Source organism: Pikeienuella piscinae (genome assembly GCF_011044155.1).
In the GTDB taxonomy this organism is placed as follows: domain Bacteria; phylum Pseudomonadota; class Alphaproteobacteria; order Rhodobacterales; family Rhodobacteraceae; genus Pikeienuella; species Pikeienuella piscinae.
Map to the genome: position 1 here is coordinate 1,893,513 of NZ_CP049056.1, position 16,056 is coordinate 1,909,568.

At 66.6% G+C, this 16,056-nt stretch carries 16 protein-coding genes and 1 tRNA gene; 11 read left to right on the plus strand and 6 right to left on the minus strand.

What is annotated here, in order from left to right; genetic code table 11:
* Positions 1-30 precede the first annotated feature (30 nt).
* Complete coding sequence (locus G5B40_RS09160) at positions 31-630, minus strand: DUF3306 domain-containing protein (protein ID WP_165097758.1); 600 nt, start codon at positions 628-630, stop codon at positions 31-33.
* A complete protein-coding gene (locus G5B40_RS09165; RefSeq protein WP_246209772.1) occupies positions 627-1,196 on the minus strand; it encodes a DUF3305 domain-containing protein in 570 nt (189 codons plus the stop codon). The genes G5B40_RS09160 and G5B40_RS09165 overlap by 4 nt, the downstream gene beginning before the upstream one ends.
* Before the next feature lie 123 nt (positions 1,197-1,319).
* Here G5B40_RS09165 and G5B40_RS09170 point away from each other — a divergent pair, with 123 nt between their 5' ends.
* From G5B40_RS09170 to G5B40_RS09190, 5 genes are all read left to right on the plus strand, one after another.
* A complete protein-coding gene (locus tag G5B40_RS09170; protein WP_165097761.1) occupies positions 1,320-3,296 on the plus strand; it encodes a 4Fe-4S binding protein in 1,977 nt (658 codons plus the stop codon).
* A gap of 169 nt (positions 3,297-3,465) precedes the next feature.
* A complete protein-coding gene (locus tag G5B40_RS09175; protein WP_165097763.1) occupies positions 3,466-3,675 on the plus strand; it encodes a DUF6494 family protein in 210 nt (69 codons plus the stop codon).
* Positions 3,672-4,742, plus strand: coding sequence for an Mrp/NBP35 family ATP-binding protein (locus G5B40_RS09180; RefSeq protein ID WP_165097766.1), 1,071 nt, complete (start codon positions 3,672-3,674; stop codon positions 4,740-4,742). Before G5B40_RS09175 ends, G5B40_RS09180 begins: the two co-directional genes overlap by 4 nt.
* The gene (locus G5B40_RS09185; RefSeq protein WP_165097768.1) at positions 4,739-5,443 is read left to right on the plus strand and encodes a biotin/lipoate--protein ligase family protein; all 705 of its coding nucleotides are present in this window, start codon (positions 4,739-4,741) and stop codon (positions 5,441-5,443) included. The genes G5B40_RS09180 and G5B40_RS09185 overlap by 4 nt, the downstream gene beginning before the upstream one ends.
* Complete coding sequence (locus tag G5B40_RS09190; protein ID WP_165097770.1) at positions 5,444-5,923, plus strand: DUF6505 family protein; 480 nt, start codon at positions 5,444-5,446, stop codon at positions 5,921-5,923. It begins immediately after the preceding gene.
* A gap of 5 nt (positions 5,924-5,928) precedes the next feature.
* On the opposite strand, the gene G5B40_RS09195 is transcribed toward G5B40_RS09190, so the two are convergent.
* Both G5B40_RS09195 and G5B40_RS09200 read right to left on the minus strand, forming a co-directional pair.
* Positions 5,929-7,437 carry a phosphomannomutase/phosphoglucomutase gene (locus tag G5B40_RS09195; protein WP_165097772.1) on the minus strand — a complete coding sequence of 503 codons (1,509 nt, stop codon included), beginning with the start codon at positions 7,435-7,437 and terminating at the stop codon, positions 5,929-5,931.
* Positions 7,424-8,833: a mannose-1-phosphate guanylyltransferase/mannose-6-phosphate isomerase gene (locus tag G5B40_RS09200; protein ID WP_165097774.1), complete on the minus strand. Its 1,410-nt coding sequence runs from the start codon at positions 8,831-8,833 to the stop codon at positions 7,424-7,426. The genes G5B40_RS09195 and G5B40_RS09200 overlap by 14 nt, the downstream gene beginning before the upstream one ends.
* A gap of 99 nt (positions 8,834-8,932) precedes the next feature.
* Between G5B40_RS09200 and G5B40_RS09205 the strand changes: the two genes are divergently transcribed.
* From G5B40_RS09205 to G5B40_RS09215, 3 genes are all read left to right on the plus strand, one after another.
* Positions 8,933-10,270 (plus strand): nucleotide sugar dehydrogenase, encoded by a 1,338-nt coding sequence (locus tag G5B40_RS09205; protein WP_246209775.1) that lies wholly within the window; start codon positions 8,933-8,935, stop codon positions 10,268-10,270.
* Positions 10,270-11,517 carry a glycosyltransferase family 4 protein gene (locus G5B40_RS09210; protein ID WP_165097776.1) on the plus strand — a complete coding sequence of 416 codons (1,248 nt, stop codon included), beginning with the start codon at positions 10,270-10,272 and terminating at the stop codon, positions 11,515-11,517. Before G5B40_RS09205 ends, G5B40_RS09210 begins: the two co-directional genes overlap by 1 nt.
* A 66-nt stretch (positions 11,518-11,583) precedes the next feature.
* The gene (locus tag G5B40_RS09215) at positions 11,584-11,760 is read left to right on the plus strand and encodes a zinc-finger domain-containing protein (protein WP_211907437.1); all 177 of its coding nucleotides are present in this window, start codon (positions 11,584-11,586) and stop codon (positions 11,758-11,760) included.
* Between the two features lie 115 nt (positions 11,761-11,875).
* Here G5B40_RS09215 and arfB read toward each other — a convergent pair whose 3' ends face one another.
* Together arfB and G5B40_RS09225 are read right to left on the minus strand one after the other, a co-directional pair.
* Positions 11,876-12,298 (minus strand): alternative ribosome rescue aminoacyl-tRNA hydrolase ArfB, encoded by a 423-nt coding sequence (gene arfB, locus G5B40_RS09220; RefSeq protein ID WP_165097781.1) that lies wholly within the window; start codon positions 12,296-12,298, stop codon positions 11,876-11,878.
* Positions 12,299-12,553: 255 nt separating this feature from the next.
* Entirely contained in the window at positions 12,554-13,168 is a 615-nt protein-coding gene (locus G5B40_RS09225; protein WP_165103458.1) for a queuosine precursor transporter, read from the minus strand.
* 137 nt (positions 13,169-13,305) lie between these two features.
* On the opposite strand from G5B40_RS09225, the gene G5B40_RS09230 reads away from it, so the two are divergent.
* The 3 genes from G5B40_RS09230 to G5B40_RS09240 all read left to right on the plus strand — a co-directional run bounded on the left by G5B40_RS09230 (position 13,306) and on the right by G5B40_RS09240 (position 16,045).
* Positions 13,306-13,380, plus strand: a tRNA-Glu gene (locus G5B40_RS09230).
* Positions 13,381-14,063: 683 nt separating this feature from the next.
* Positions 14,064-15,071 carry a thiamine pyrophosphate-dependent dehydrogenase E1 component subunit alpha gene (locus G5B40_RS09235; RefSeq protein ID WP_246209777.1) on the plus strand — a complete coding sequence of 336 codons (1,008 nt, stop codon included), beginning with the start codon at positions 14,064-14,066 and terminating at the stop codon, positions 15,069-15,071.
* Entirely contained in the window at positions 15,071-16,045 is a 975-nt protein-coding gene (locus G5B40_RS09240; protein WP_165097783.1) for an alpha-ketoacid dehydrogenase subunit beta, read from the plus strand. The genes G5B40_RS09235 and G5B40_RS09240 overlap by 1 nt, the downstream gene beginning before the upstream one ends.
* Positions 16,046-16,056 lie beyond the last annotated feature (11 nt).

Consider the following 16,056-nt stretch of genomic DNA (forward strand, 5'->3'; position numbering starts at 1 on the left):
CAAGCAAAATCCCGGCCGGTCGCGAAAAAGCTACTTCTCGCGCCGAAACGCCATGCGTTTGCGGGTCGGTCCCGCGACCTCGTCAACGCCGGACTCGGCGCGCGCCGCTTTTTGGATATCCGCCGGCGTGTCAGGCGCCGAAAGCGGTTCCGTGTCCGCCATGGGCTCCTCCAGCGTCGCCGGATCCGGTTCGACGGCGTCTTCGGATTCCGGCTCCACCGGCTCCGTGAGCTCGCGCAGCATTCCGGCGCCGACGCGATAGAGCGTCTTCATGTCGGCCCGCACCGTCGCAGCGTCGGTAAAGTCGTCACCATGATCGACGAGGCCGTCAAGATTGGCGAGAACCGGATTCAAGCGCCAGAGCCTGCGCAGCGCCATGCGCCGAAGCCGTTCGGGCGCCGCCGCCTGCATGAAGCCCCGCACGTCGTCACCCGGCTCCAGCGCATCCGGATGCTTGAGGCCAAGCGCTTCGAGGATCTCCTCGTCCGAGCGCTGGTCAGTCCCTTCCGGCGACCCCTCCTGCGCGCCGTTCGGCGGCGCCGGCGGCTCGTCGTCAGGGGCGACGCCCGCCTCCGCGTCGCGTTTTCGCCGCGACCAGCGGCTCAGGAAATCATCCTCCCCGGCGCTCATCGGGGTTCCGTCTTGCGCGCTGTCGGGGCGCGAAAAACATTGGAAGCGGAGCGGACTCGCGGATCGGCGCCGCCCTCGACGGCCTCCCGCTCCGCCCATCGCTTCCTCTGGCGTTTCACGAAAGTCTCGTCGCGATGATGGCGCGCGACGAAATCGCTGATCCAGGCGACCAGCCCCGGCGGCGCCGGAACCGGTTCGACCAGTTCCTCGCCGCTGTCGGCGTAATCCTGCGCCTCGAAGGCCGACGCGGTGATCGCCGAGAGCTCCAGCCTGTCGTCCGCGCCGCCGGGCTTGCGCAGCACGACGAACACCACGGGCGGCTCCGCGCTCAGAGCAACGAGATAGGCCTCCGTGTCGGTACGGTGAAGCGTCAGCGTCAGCGTGCCGGCGTGAAAATCCACCGCTTCGCCGTTCTCCACCGCCTCCCGGCGCAATTCTCGCCAGTCGGCCGGGCCGGCGCCGGGCAGAACGCCGATCACGCGCCATGAGAATTTCGCCCAGCGAGTGACGCCGGGCGAGCGGCGCAGGATGACGCCAACCGGCATGGAGATCGACTTTTCGGTCATCGTCCTCGCTGAACGCCCTTTGCTCTTTGCCAAGCTACGCGACCGTCGCTAACCTCGCCGGACGTCCAAGTGCTGACAGGCCAGACGGCCGAAGTCCAGTTCCGCAGATCGAGAGGTGAACGCATGGCGCCCCGGCTTTTGCTATGCGACTGCGAGAAGACCCAGACGCTCGACGCCAAGGCGATCGAGCGGGCGACCGGCCTCGCCTGTTCGCGCGTTCACACATCGCTTTGCGCCACGGAAAGGGGCGAGGCGGCGCAGCTCATCGCATCGGGCGAGGTTATCGTCGCCTGCGGACAGGAACACGCATTTTTCGAAGCGCTCGCGGAGGCGGTCGGCGCTCCCGACCCGCTTTGCGTCGACATTCGCGACCGCGCGGGCTGGTCCAAGGACCGCGCGTCGAAGGCGCCGAAGATCGCGGCTCTTCTCGCTATCGCCCGCCTCGCGCCGCCGCCGGAAAAAACCTTCGACGTCGTTTCCGAGGGGCTGTGTCTGATCCTGGGCGAAAGCGCCGTCGCGCTTCCCACAGCTGCGCGGCTGGCCGACGCGCTCAGCGTCACCTGTGTCCTCTCTGACGCGCCCGAACCGCCAACCGCGACGCGACGCGCCTTCGACACGCATCGCGGGCGAATTCGCTCCGCCAGCGGCGCGCTCGGCGCGTTCAGCGTCACATTCGACGGGTTTGAGGAGGGCCGCCCGGGCGGCCGCGAACCTGGTTTCGCGCCGCCGACGGACGGCGCCGAATCAGAATGCGACATCATTCTCGACTTGAGGGGCGGGCCGCCGCTCTTTCCTGCGTATGAAAAGCGCGAGGGCTATCTTCGCGCCGATCCGGGCGATCCCAACGCCGTCGCCCGCGCCGTCTTCGATGCGGCGCAGATGGTGGGGACGTTCGAAAAACCGCTCCACATCGCGTTCACCGAAAGCCTTTGCGCCCATTCGCGCGCCGGGCAGACTGGCTGCACCCGTTGCCTCGATCTATGCCCGACCGGCGCCATCGCGCCCGATGGCGACTCGGTCAGGATCGACCCGCTGATCTGCGCCGGCTGCGGCGCATGCGCCGCCGTCTGCCCGTCGGGCGCCGCCGCCCACGACAACCCGCCGGCCGCACATGTGTTCGCCCTCACACGCATCGCCGCCGCGGCCTATCGCGACGCCGGCGGCGATGCGCCGCGGCTGCTCGTGCACGATTCGGCTCACGGGCGTGAAATGATCTCCCTCGCCGCGCGCTGCGGCCGGGGCCTTCCCGCCGACGTCGTTCCGCTGGAGGTGGAGGCGCTGGCCGGGTTCGGCCACGCCGAAATGCTCGTCGCTCTGGCGAACGGCTTCACCACGATCGACATGCTGCTCGGCCCGAAAGCCGACCGGCAAGCGATCGAACCGCAGATCGAACTCGCCGCTGCGCTCGCCAACGGCGCGGGCGTGGGCGCCGGACGGATTCGCATGCTCGATCCGGTCGATCCCGACGCGCTCTCGGACGCGCTCTACGTCACGGCTCCGCCAGCGCTGAAGCCAACGCCCATTCTTCCGCTGGACGCCCGCCGCGCGGCGACGCGTCTCGCGGCGAAGGCGCTTGCGGGCGAAGATACGCCAGCGCCCTACGACTTGCCGGGCGGCGCGCCCTATGGCGCGGTGCTGCTAAACCAGGACGCCTGCACGCTCTGCCTCTCCTGCGCCTCGCTCTGTCCGACCGCGGCGCTCACCGACAACCCCGACAAGCCGCAATTGAGGTTTCAGGAGGACGCCTGTCTTCAGTGCGGGCTCTGCGCGACGATCTGCCCCGAGAATGCGATCACGCTGGCGCCGCGCATGAACCTCGCCGACGCGGCCTTCTCCCAGATCGTGCTGCATGAGGAGGAGCCCTACCCCTGCATTGAATGCGGCGCGCTTTTCGGCGTCAGGAGCACGGTAGAGCGCATCGTCGAAAAGCTTGAGGGCAAGCATTCGATGTTCACCAATTCCGACAATACGCGCCTGATCCGCATGTGCGACGATTGTCGTGTGAAAGCCCAGTATCATGGCGAGAGCGCCCCGCTTTTCGGCGGAGACCGCCCGCACGTCCGCACGACACAGGATTATCTCGACGAAAGAAAGTCCTGAGCGAGCGCGCCGCTCGGCCGAACGCCGGCGGCGGGCGGCGGACCTCATGCCCATGCGGATGCCGCCGCCTCGATCCGGCATTGCCTCGCTCGCCGAATGGCCAATACTCATGCGGGCTCGCGCGGGCGGGGCTGGCGCTGAAGCGACAAGCAAGACGAAGGGAAAGACGATGACTGATGACGCGTTCAACATGTCGATGCGGAAATTCCTGAAGCAGGTGGGCGTGACCTCCCAGCAGGAAATCGAGAAATCGATCCGGAAGGCGCGCGAGGCCGGGACGCTGAAGGGCGGCAAGGTCAGGGCGAAAGTCGTCCTCACCATCGAGGAGACCGGGCTCAGCCACACCGTCGAAGGCGACATCCAGGTCGCCGACACGTGAGCCTGACCCGCGACGCCGTCGTCGCCGCGCTCCGCGAGGTGACGGACCCCGAGAGCGGCGCGGACCTGATCTCCGCCGACATCATCCGCGCGCTCAATATCGATGGCGGGACGGTGCGCTTCGTCGTCGAGGGCCGCGATGGCGCGATGACCGAGAGCGCGCGCAAGGCGGCGGTGGAACGGCTGGAGGCGCTCGCCGGCGTCGAGAAGGTGCTGGCGGTCGCCACCGCCCCGGCCGCGCCGAAGGCGGCCAAGGGTCCGCCGCCCGAACTGAACATCGGCCGGCCGAAACAGCAGGGGCCGCAGAAGATACCCGGCGTCGAGCGCATCATCGCCATCGCCTCCGGCAAGGGCGGCGTCGGCAAATCCACCGTCGCCGGCAATCTCGCGGTCGCGCTGGCGGCGGAGGGGCGGCGCGTCGGGATGCTCGACGCCGATGTCTACGGGCCGTCGCAGCCCCGCATCCTCGGCGTCTCCGGCCGCCCCGCCTCGCCTGACGGCAAGATCATCATGCCATTGCGTAATCATGGCGTGACGATGATGTCGATCGGGCTGATGACGGCGGAGGACGAGGCCGTAGTCTGGCGGGGCCCGATGCTGATGGGCGCGCTTCAGCAGATGATGAACCAGGTGCGATGGGGCCGGCTCGACGTGCTGATCGTCGACCTGCCGCCCGGCACCGGCGACGTTCAGATGACGCTGACGCAGAAGTTCGAGGTGACCGGCGCGGTGATCGTCTCGACGCCGCAGGACCTCGCGCTGCTCGATGCTCGAAAAGCGCTCGACATGTTCGCCAAGATGAACACCCGCATCTTCGGCATGATCGAGAACATGTCGACGCATATCTGTTCGAATTGCGGGTTCGAGGAGCACATCTTCGGGCATGGCGGCGCGCAGGCCGACGCGGAGCGGCTCGGCCTCCCGTTTCTCGGCGAGATCCCGCTCGACATCGAGATCCGGAAGGCCGCCGATGGCGGCGCGCCGATCGTGGTCTCCGCACCCGAAAGCCGGCAGGCGCTGGCCTTCCGCGCCATCGCGCGCGAGCTGATCGAAGCCGGCGCAGGATGAGTGACCTTTCCTTTCCGCCACTCTTGCGCGGCGAAACGGCGCCGGACCCGTTCCGCCACGCCGTCGCCGCCGCGCAACAGGGCGCCGACCCCGGTCTGATCGCGCATAACGAAAGCGACGAGAAACTCGCAGCCGCGCTAATCCTCGCTCCCGAATGCGCGCTTGAGGATGCGATGGCGATGGTCTTCGCCTGCGGGCTCGGCTTCTCCGACGCGCTCGGCGCGCTCGCACCGCCGGAACTCGCCGCTCATCTGGCGTGGCCTGACGGCCTTTGGGTCAATGGCGCGCGCTGCGGCGGCTTTCGCGCGGCCGCTTCCACCATCGACCCGGAGGCCGAACCCGCATGGCTGGTGATCGGCGTCGAGGTTCCGCTCGCCCCCATCGAGGGCGAGCCCGGCCGCGCGCCCAACCGGACATCGCTCCATGAAGAGGGCTGCGGCGATATCCCCGCGCCGCGCCTCATCGAAAGCTGGTCCCGCCATATGCTGGTCTGGATCAATTACTGGCTCGACGATGGCATGGCGCGCCTTCACGCCGAATGGCGCGCGCGGGCGTGGCGGCTGGGAAAGCAGGTTTCGTTCAGCCTCAAGGGCACCGCGCAGACCGGCGATTTCATCGGGATTGACGAGCGCGGCGGAATGCTCTTGCGTGACGGAGCCGCGACGCGCCTCATCCCGCTCACGGCGATGCTGGAGGACTGAGTGCGAAAGCTCGCCCGGACGATCCATTTCGACGAGAGCGACCGCAACGTCTTCGCCCGCCCCGCAGCGAGCGACGAATGGGCGCTCTCGGGCGGCTTCGAGTTCTCGAACTGGACTTCGGGCGAACTGACCGGCAAGGCGCGACAGGCGTTCGCGAACGGCTGGCTCGGGCTGGAGAGCTTCGGGCGCGCGACTTTCGTCGCCGTGGCGAAGATCGAACAAGAGGAACTGGACGCGCTCACCGAGTCGCTGGCGGCGCATTTCGAGACCTACTACGGGGCGCCCGGCCGCGAAGCAGCGCTCGCCGCCGCACGCGAAGAGATCGGGTTCATGGAGGAACTCTGCGAGGACCAGGAACCGAACACGTTACTGATCGTTGAACGCGAACTGACCGATGCAGGCGTGCGCGAAAAATTCCGCGCGATCAGACCGCAGGATGCGGACATCACGCAGGTCGCCGTTCACGGCGCGGGGGAGTAGGCTGCTCAGAAACTCTGATCGTATTCGCCGACCTCCGGCTGGCGCCGGATGATCGAATCCAGATCGTCGAAAATCGCGCGGAGCTGCTCCTCGCTCGCTGTGCTTTCGCAGACCACGACAAGATTCGGGGTGTTGGATGACGCCCGCACCAGCGCCCAGTCTCCGCCCTCCAGTTGCACGCGGGCGCCGTTCACCGTCACCAGCCCCTCTATGGCGCGCCCGCCCAGCGTCCCCCCTTCCGCGGCCAGCGCCTTTAGATCGGAAAGCACCCGCTCCACCACGTCGTATTTCACATCGTCCGCGCAGAATGGCGACAGCGTCGGCATCGCATAGGTCAGAGGCAGCGACGCAACGAGATCGGAGAGCCGCTTGTCCGGACGCCGGTCCAACATCCGGCAGATCTCCACCGCTACTCGCATCCCGCAATCGTAGCCTCGACCCAGCGGGGGGGCGAGAAAGTAGTGCCCCGATTTCTCGATCCCCGCCAGCGCCCCGGTCGCGGCGACGCGGGCCTTCATGTGGCTGTGACCGGTTTTCCAGTATTCGGTCGTAGCGCCCGCCTCGATCAACTCCGGGTCGGTGGCGAAAAGCCCGGTCGATTTCACATCCGCCACGAAATGCGCAGGCGCATGCGTCTTCGCCCAGTCGCGCGCCAGCAGGACCCCCATCTTGTCGGCGAAAAGCTCCTCGCCGCGATCGTCCACGACGCCGCACCGGTCACCGTCGCCATCGAAACCGAGCGCGAGATCGGCGCCCGATTCCTTCACCGCCCGCGCCATATCGTGGAGCATCTCCATCGCTTCGGGGTTCGGGTTGTAATGCGGAAAGGTGTAGTCAAGCTCAGCGTGAAGCGGCACGACCTCCGCACCGATCCGCTCCAGCAGCGCCGGCGCGAACGCCGCCGCGGCGCCGTTGCCGCAGGCGCAGACCACCTTCAGTGGCCTCGAGAGCCGGATACCGCCGGCGAGATCATCGAGGTAAGCCTCGCCGACGCCCCTTTCCCGCACCACGCGTCCGCCCGGCCGCTCGACGCCTGCGCCGCCAAGCACGATATCGCGCAGGCGCGCCATCTCCTCCGGCCCATGCGTCAGGGGCGGCTTCAGCCCCATCTTCACCCCGGTCCAACCGTTCGGATTGTGGGAGGCCGTGACCATCGCCACCGGATCGACGCCCAGATGCGCGCGCGCGAAATAGGCGGTCGGCGTCAAACCGGGGCCGATGTCGTGCACCACGGCGCCGGCGCGAACCAGCCCGAGGATGAGCGCGGTCTTCACCGCCGCCGAATAATCGCGGTAATCCTGACCGACGACGATATCCGGCCCGACGCCGGCCTCCGCCATCTGCGTCCCGAGCCCGAGGCCGAGCGCCTCCACCCCCGCGAGGTTGATTTCCTCCGGAAAGCGCCAGCGCGCGTCGTATTCGCGAAAGCCCTTCGGCGCGACAAGCGCCTCGGAGAGAAAGGCCCAGGTGTTCGGAACGAGATCGGCGCGCGGGCGCGGCTCAGTTTCGGTCATAGATGTCCTCGTAGCGGATGATATCGTCCTCGCCGAGATAGGCGCCGGTCTGAACCTCGATCAGATACATGGGAAGCTTGCCGGGGTTTTCCATCCGGTGCACCGCGCCCAGCGGGATATAGACCGACTGGTTCTCGGTCAGCAGCTTAACCTCTTCGCCGACCGTAACCTTCGCAGTGCCGGCGACGACGACCCAGTGCTCGGATCTGTGGACATGACTCTGAAGCGAAAGCAAGCCACCCGGTTTCACGCAGATCCGCTTCACCTGGAATCGCGAATCCATGCACAGCGTCTCATACCAACCCCAGGGCCGGTGAAAACGCGGATAGTCCGTCGCCTGCTGAATCCCCGCCGCCTTCAGTTCCGCGACCAGCCCCTTCACTTCCTGCGCGCGGTCCATATCCGCGACCAGCACCGCATCGCGCATGGCGACGGCGACGATCCTGTCGAGCCCGAGCCCGATCAGCGTCATCCCCGGCTCCTCCGTACGCAGAAGCGTATCGCGGCAGTCCTTCGCGATCGCCGGGCCGGAGATGGCGACGCCATTCGCGTCCCGCTCCGCCGCCTCCCAGAGCGCGTCCCACGCGCCGAGATCGGACCAGCCGGCGTCGAGCGGCGCCGCGGCGAGTCGGTCGGCCTTCTCCATCACCGCGAAGTCGATCGAGATGTCCTCCGCCTCGGCGTATTCCGGCCCAAGACGCAGAAAACCGAGATCCTCGGCCGCCGAGTCCAGCGCCGCGCGGCAAGGCGCGACCAGCTCCGGCGCGTAGCGCTCGAACGCCGCGATGACATCGCCGACGCGCATCAGGAAAACTCCGGCGTTCCAGAGATGCCGCCCGCTCACCGCCATCTCGGCCGCGCGCGCAGCGTCGGGTTTTTCAACGAAGCGCGTCACCTCGGCCGCTTCGCCCTCCGTCGCCGGCTTAAGGAGTTCGAGATAGCCATAACCCGTCTCGGCCCGCGTCGGCGGTACGCCGAAGGTGACGAGCCGCCCTGCACGCGCCGCTTCGACCCCGACTTCTACAGCGGCGTGAAACGCCGTCACGTCGGCGATGACATGGTCGGACGGGGCGACAAGCATCAGGGCCTCAGGATCCGACGCCAGGCTCAGCGCCGCGACCAGCACGGCGGCGGCGGTGTTGCGTCCGACAGGTTCGATCATCACCTGCGCGTCCATCAACCCGATCGCCGCCGCCTGCTCCATTGCAAGGAAACGGAAATCCGCCGCGGTCATCACGAGAGGGGCCGCGAATCCCTCGCCCGACAGCCGCCGCAACGTCGTCTGATAAAGGCTCTCCGCCCCAAGAAGCGGCGAGAACTGCTTTGGGAAGGCGGCGCGCGAGGACGGCCAGAGCCGCGTCCCCGAACCGCCGCAGAGAATGACCGGATGGATCATATCTTAGCGCCTCCAAACGCCTGCGCGCGATGCGGCGCGCGCACCCACAGCCGAAGCGGATGGTTAAGGTAGGACGGTGATATTCGCAAGGAAACCCTTATGCTTGGCAAAAACCCGCCCGATCTGCTACGGCGTTCCGCGGCGCGGGCGAAGACAGGATGGGACGTCATGGAGATCGTGATTTTCGGACTGGGCTATGTCGGCTTCACCGCCGCGTGCTGTATCGCCAGCGAAGGCAACAAGGTGACCGGCGTCGATGTCTCCGAGCGCAAGGCCGCGAGCGTCAACGCGGGCCGCGCGCCGATCGTCGAGCCCGAAGTCCAGAAGATGCTGACGACCGCGCTCGACGCCGGGCTGATCACCGCGCGCACCTCGATCGGCGACAGCCTCGATTCCGCGCAGCTCGCCATCGTCTGCGTCGGCACGCCCTCGGCCGCGGACGGCTCGCACAACATGGGTTATATCGCCGATGTGACGCGGCAGATCGCCGCCGCGGTCAATCCCGACCGCGCCGAACCCCTCTCCGTCGTATATCGATCCACGATCCGTCCCGGCACGATGGAGGAATTGATCTCGCCGATTTTCGCGGCGCAGCTCGGCCCCGACTGGGGGCGCGCGGTGCGCCTGGTCTACAACCCTGAATTCCTCCGTGAGGGTTCCGCCGTAAAGGATTACTTCGCGCCGCCCAAGATTGTCATCGGAACGAAGGACGGAACGCCCGACCCGGCGATGGAGGCCCTGAACGCGAATATCGACGCGCAGACCTTCAACGTCCATTTCCGCGAAGCCGAGTTCACCAAGTTCGTCGACAATTCCTGGCACGCGGTGAAGGTCGCGTTCGCCAATGAAATCGGACGGGTCTGCCTCAATCTGGGCATGTCCGCCGCGAAGGTGCACGAGATTTTCGTCTCCGACACCAAGCTCAACATCTCACCCTATTATACGCGTCCCGGCGGCGCGTTTGGCGGATCGTGCCTGCCTAAGGACGTGCGCGCGTTGCAGTATATCGCCGCCGACACTGGCGCGAACACGCATCTCGTAGACAGCCTGATCCGTTCGAACGAAGCGCACAAGCACCGCCTGTTCGAATATGCCGCCGAAGGCCTCGCCCCCGGCGCGCGCGTTCTTCTCGCCGGGCTCGCCTTCAAGGCCGGAACCGACGATCTTCGGGAAAGCCCGAATGTCGATCTCGCCCGCAAACTCCTCGCCGCCGGCTTCCAGCTGGAGATTTTCGACCCCGCGATCGACGCCGACATGCTCATCGGCGCCAATCTCGGCTACGCTTACAGCCAGTTGCCATCGCTTGAGCGGCTTCTGGTCGACAAGACCCATGCCGAGAGCATCCGATATGACCGCGTGCTGGCCGCCAACGCCACGGTGAACGCGCTCGATCTCGGGAACGCGTCCGACAGGCGCGACCTCGGCCGGCTCGATTGATGACCTCCTCCGCCACGCCGAATCTCGACCGCATCCGGGCGACGCGTCCGCTCGCCGAGCGGCGCATCCTGATCATCGTGGAGAACCTCCCGCTCCCTTTCGACCGGCGCGTCTGGCATGAAGCGCGGACGCTGACCGCCGCGGGAGCCGAGGTCTCGGTCATCTGCCCGACAGGCAAGGGCTACGAGGCGCGCTATGAGGAGATAGACGGTGTTCACATCCACCGTCATCCCCTGCCGATCGACGCCAAGGGCGCGTCCGGCTACCTGCTCGAATACGGCGCCGCGCTTTGGCACGAGATGCGTCTCGCGCTGAAGATTCGGCGCGCGAGGGGCTTTGACACGATCCAGGCCTGCAATCCTCCGGACCTGATGTTCCTCGTCGCGCTGCCCTTCAAATGGTTCGGCGGCGCGCGCTTCATCTTCGATCATCACGACATCAACCCAGAACTTTACGAAGCGAAATTCGGCAAGCGCGGCTTCTTCTGGAAGCTGATGGTGATGTTCGAGAAACTGACCTTCCGCGCCGCCCAGGTGGTGATCTCCACCAATAACTCCTATCGCGACATCGCCATGACCCGTGGCGGTAAAGGCGCCGAGGACGTGTTCGTCGTCCGCTCCGGGCCCGATCTCGGCCGGCTAGAGGTGATGCCCCCGGACGCGAAATGGCGGAACGGACGCGCCCATATGGTCGGCTATGTCGGCGTGATGGGGGATCAGGAGGGGATCGACCTCCTGCTCGAAGCGGCGCGCAGGATCGTGTTCGACATGGGCCGCGACGTCCAGTTCGTGCTCGTCGGCGGCGGTCCGGTGCTCGACGGGCTGAAGCAGCAGGCGGCCGATCTGGGCCTTTCAGATCACGTCACCTTCACCGGCCGCGCGCCGGATTCCGAGCTTTTCTCCGCACTTTCTTCAGCGGATGTCTGCGTCAACCCGGATCGGGTGAACCCGATGAATGACAAGTCGACGATGAACAAGATCCTAGAATACATGGCTTTCTCCAAACCCATCGTGCAATTCGAGGTGCGCGAAGGGCGCTACTCCGCCGGCGACGCCTCGCTCTACGCCCGCCCGAACGACACCGCCGACATGGCGTCGAAGATCGTCGCGCTGCTCGACGATCCGGCGCGCTCGGCGGAAATGGGCGCGATCGGGCGCAAACGCGTCGAGTCTGAACTGAACTGGGACCACCAGGTCGAGCCCCTGGTCGCCGCCTATCTGCGCGTCGCGGAAAAGCGCCCCCGCTAAGGCGCGGCTTGCTGTCGCCGCGCCCATCGCCTAAATCCGATGACGTCGCAACGAAGGATTGTCCAGATGCCGATCGAAGCGCCCGAAACACAGGAAATCGACTCGCGAAGCGTCGCCTGCGACGGTGGCGGCGGCGCGCTCGGCCATCCCCGCGTCTGGCTGACAGTCGGCGCGAAGGGCTTTGTCGAGTGCCCCTATTGCGACAAGCGTTTTGTGTTGAAACCCGGCACGGGCGGACACTAGAGCGCGCCTCCCACCGGATCGTCTCTGGTTCAGACTGATGGGGTTTCCCCGCCTCTCCCGCATTGCTGTCGAGCGCGAAAACCGATCCTCTCTATCCGCCCGAACCTGAAACGGGTCAGCTTTCGGAATCTGGCGGCGCTCGCAGGGCCTTCACCTTGCCGCGCCGCGCTTTCGAATCCAGCCTGCGGCGTTTCGAGGCGAGCGTGGGCCGCGTCCGGCGACGGGGTTTCGGGCGAATGGCGGCCTCGGCGATCAGAGCGATCAGTTTTTCCAGCGCCGCCTCCCGGTTCCGGCCCTGCATGCGATGTTCGGAGGCGGTGACGATCAGCGCGCCGTCGACCGTCCAGCGCCGGCCGGCGAGACGCCGAAGCCGGGCCTTCACCTGATCCGGCAGGTGCGGCGAACGGGCGGCCTCGAAACGCAACTCCACCGCGGTGGAAACCTTGTTGACGTTCTGTCCACCCGGCCCCGAGGCGCGAATGAAGCTTTCGATCAACTCCCATTCGGCGATTTCGATCTCGTCGGTGACGCGGATCATCTTTGGCTCCGTGCCGGGGCGGCTGAATGCAAAAGGGCCGCTCGGTGCGAGCGGCCCTCCTGAGTATCCCGGGCGTCGGCCGGTGCGGGGCTACCCCCGCAGGCCGCGCGCATCACCTGAAAGAGGGCTGCCCCTTTCCGTCAGCACGCTGCGTTCCGTCCGAAGCTCCGACGATCTCATGATGCATCAGACCACCTCCTTTCAGTTGTTGCGACTGCGAGAAACATGTGGCCGAACGAGAGGAAACGCAAGCCTTTATGCGTGACGACGCGCGAGCGCCCGAAACGGGACCAGCGCCAGAAGCGCGAGCGCCAGCTTCACAGCGAAATCCGCCGCCGCGAGCGATATCCAGAGCGGCAGGACCGGCCCCGCGCCCATGAATGGAACCACCGCCCGCGCCCAGCCGTTCGGGTCCGCGGGCGCCAGGAACATGAACGCGGCGGAGAACGCGACGGAAAAGAAAATCACGGTGTCGAGCGCGGAACCGAACAGCGACGAGACCAGCGGCGCGCGCCACCACGCACCGACGCGCAACCGGTCGAACACCGCGACATCGAGAAGTTGCGCCGACAGGAACGCCAGCCCGGAGCCGAGCGCGATCCTGAATGTGACCAGCGGCTCGCCAAACTCGTTCAGGAACCGGCTGGCGATGAGCGAACACAAGACGCCGATTGCGAATCCGGCGAAGACCACGCGCCGCGCCGCGCCAACGCCGAGAGCGCGATTGGTGAGGTCGGTCACCAGAAACGCGATCGGATAGGTGAAGGCGCCCCAGGTCAGCCAATCGCCGAACATGTGCTGGACGAGGATGTTCGAGGCCACCACCACCGCCGCCATGGCGGCGACGCCGATCAACATGGGGCGGGTGATCGTCATTCTTTATCCTCGCGCGGCGACAAGTCGGGCCGATACCTCCATTACCGGCGGGGCGCAAGCCGCCGACACCGGACGGCAGAGGCCTCTTGACGCGGAGCCCGAGTCTTTCTAGGTGAGGGTCCACGCTGCGCGTCCCGTTCGTCTAGCGGTCAGGACATCGCCCTCTCACGGCGAAAACAGGGGTTCGATTCCCCTACGGGATACCAGCGGCGTTTCACCTAGAATGACGCCGCGAAGGAATCGGGTTCAGTTTGGAATTCATCCGGTTTCCGCTGATCCTGAAGGGAGATTTCCACCTTCCTCGTCGTCTGCCTCCCTGTTCTCCAATTCCCAGCGCTCGCCGCCACGCCATTTCGTACGGATCGGCGCATAGGCTCGGGTTTTCGTATCCGGCATCGGAATCACCCTCTTTCTACGATTTCGTCCATGCGTCCGCGCGCGCCCGTAGCGACGGGGAATGAACCCTTCAGATCCGACACGGGGCGTTGGGCGCGTCACCCACGCCAGCGTCGATTCCGCGTTCGATCGAGAATGCGGGACCGCACGGAAAACCAGCCGCCCGACCGCAGTTCGCCACATTCGCGATAGCCGGCCGGGCAAGCTCCGCTCGACGCGCGCCGGCGTGGTCTTCGCCTTGAGGCCCGGGGGACGCTGACTGAGCAACGCTGCGCCCCTAGAAACGGCGCATGCTCTGCGTGACACGGGCGGTAGAGGGCGTCTTGACCGAATTTTAGTTCCATTTTATGAGAAATTGGTTCCGTATTGTGGAACACGCCATGACGCGGCGCGGACGGGAATACGCTGGGCGACAGGGCCGCGCCGCATCGTCTGGGCGTAGCGCCGCGGTCCGGGTTTCGTACGACGCCGCGCCAAGAAGGGGAGCGCCGGAGTGTCAGCAGCTCAACCGCCGCGAGCGCCCAACCTGAATGTCGAACGCTACCGCGGCTTCTATCAAGAGATGCTGCGAATCCGCGAATTCGAACTAGCCGCGATCCGGGCGGCGGAAGCGAATCTCGTCCTCGGCGCGATTCATCCGTCGATCGGGCAGGAGGCGGTCGCCGTCGGGGTCTGCGGCAATCTCGAGCGCGCCGACATCATCCTCTCCACCCATCGCGGGCATGGTCACACCATGGCGAAGGGCGCCGATCCGCTGACCATGATGCGCGAGTTGATGGGCCGCGCCGGCGGCACGAGCCAGGGCAAGGGCGGCTCGATGCACATTGCGGATTTCGGGGTCGGGATGCTAGGCGCCAACGGCGTCGTCGCCGCAAATATCAACATCGCCGTCGGCGCCGCTCATGCGATCAAGCTGAGGGGCGGCGATGAGGTCGTCATCTGTTTCTTTGGCGACGGCGCGACCAATCGCGGCCCGTTCCTCGAAGGGCTGAACTGGGCCGGCGTTTTCAACCTGCCAATCCTCTTCGTCTGCGAAGATAACGGCTTCGCCGCCACGACGCGCACCAGCGCGATGACGGCGGGCGCCGGGCCAGCGGCGCGGGCCGCGGCGATCGGGATCGAAACCGCGGAGGTAGACGGCAACGATCTTGTCGCCGTGGACGAGGTCGCGCGCGATCTGATCGCTGAGGCGCGACGTGGAAAACCGCGATTCCTCCTCGCCCGCACCTACAGGCTGACCGGGCACACCAGCTTCGATCCGGCCGCCTATCGCCCCTCCGACGAGGTGGATGCGCGCTGGCGAGGCGAGCCGATCGCCGCGATCCGCAGCGCGCTTCGCGACGCCGGCGAGGAAGAGGCCGATCTCGACGCCATCGCGGAAGCCGCGAAAGCGGAGATGATCGCGGCCTTCGAAGCAGCCAAGGCGACCGACTGGCCGGAGAAGGCGCTCGCCTACGCCGATGTTCAGGATATCGGCGACCCGCGCGAGGGAGCGTTCTGATGGCGACGATCACCTATATCGAGGCCGGCAGACAGGCGCTCGCGGAAGAGATGCGGCGCGACCCCCTCGTCTGGGCGGTAGGCGAAGACCTCGGGCGCGGCGGGGTTTTCGGGCAATACAAGGGGCTCGTCGACGAATTTGGCGCGGACCGGATCTCTGACGCGCCGATCTCCGAAGCCTGTATCATGGGCGCCGCGGTCGGCGCGGCGATGATGGGCGCGCGCCCGGTCGTCGAGATGCGGTTCTCCGATTTTGCGCTCTGCGCCGTCGATGAACTGGTTAATCAGGCGGCGAAGGCGCGCTACATGTTCGGCGGCCAGACACGGGTGCCGATGGTGGTGCGCGAGCCGATCGGCATGTGGCGCTCTTCGGCGGCGCAGCATTCGCAATCGCTGGAAGCATGGTATGCGCATGTTCCGGGGCTCATCGTTGCGGTTCCCGCCACCCCGGCGGACAATTACGCGATGCTGAAGGCGGCGATCCGCGCCGACGATCCCGTCGTTTTCATGGAACACAAGAATCTCTGGCCGCTCGAGGGCGACGCACCCGAGTCCGACGCGCCGGGCGTATTCGGCAAGGCGCGGATCGCCCGGAAGGGCGACGATCTCACCATAGTTTCCTGGTCGGCGGCGGTTCACGTCGCGTGCGAGGCCGCGGAGACGCTCGCGGCGGAGGGAATCGGGGCAGAGGTCATAGATCTGCGCTCGCTCTGGCCATGGGACCGCGAGGCGGTTTTCGCCAGTCTCAAGCGCACCGGGCGGCTGCTCGTCGTCCACGAGGCGGTCGCCGTCGCCGGGTTCGGGGCCGAAATCGCCGCGAGCGCCGCGGAAACGATGCACCGGGATCTGAAAGCGCCGATCCGCCGGCTGGGCGCGCCGCGCATCCCGATAAGCTATTCGCCCGGCCTCGAGGACGAGGTGCGGGTGACGGCGGCGGCGGTGGCGAAGACGGCGCGCGAGATGATTGCTGACTGAAAAAACCGAAA

Coding starts and splice junctions, on each gene's coding strand:
- G5B40_RS09160 (WP_165097758.1), bottom strand. CDS start 630: ATGAGCGCCGGGGAGGATGATTTCCTGAGCCGCTGGTCGCGGCGAAAA.
- G5B40_RS09165 (WP_246209772.1), bottom strand. CDS start 1,196: ATGACCGAAAAGTCGATCTCCATGCCGGTTGGCGTCATCCTGCGCCGC.
- G5B40_RS09170 (WP_165097761.1), top strand. CDS start 1,320: ATGGCGCCCCGGCTTTTGCTATGCGACTGCGAGAAGACCCAGACGCTC.
- G5B40_RS09175 (WP_165097763.1), top strand. CDS start 3,466: ATGACTGATGACGCGTTCAACATGTCGATGCGGAAATTCCTGAAGCAG.
- G5B40_RS09185 (WP_165097768.1), top strand. CDS start 4,739: ATGAGTGACCTTTCCTTTCCGCCACTCTTGCGCGGCGAAACGGCGCCG.
- G5B40_RS09195 (WP_165097772.1), bottom strand. CDS start 7,437: ATGACCGAAACTGAGCCGCGCCCGCGCGCCGATCTCGTTCCGAACACC.
- G5B40_RS09200 (WP_165097774.1), bottom strand. CDS start 8,833: ATGATCCATCCGGTCATTCTCTGCGGCGGTTCGGGGACGCGGCTCTGG.
- G5B40_RS09205 (WP_246209775.1), top strand. CDS start 8,933: ATGCTTGGCAAAAACCCGCCCGATCTGCTACGGCGTTCCGCGGCGCGG.
- G5B40_RS09210 (WP_165097776.1), top strand. CDS start 10,270: ATGACCTCCTCCGCCACGCCGAATCTCGACCGCATCCGGGCGACGCGT.
- G5B40_RS09215 (WP_211907437.1), top strand. CDS start 11,584: ATGCCGATCGAAGCGCCCGAAACACAGGAAATCGACTCGCGAAGCGTC.
- arfB (WP_165097781.1), bottom strand. CDS start 12,298: ATGATCCGCGTCACCGACGAGATCGAAATCGCCGAATGGGAGTTGATC.
- G5B40_RS09240 (WP_165097783.1), top strand. CDS start 15,071: ATGGCGACGATCACCTATATCGAGGCCGGCAGACAGGCGCTCGCGGAA.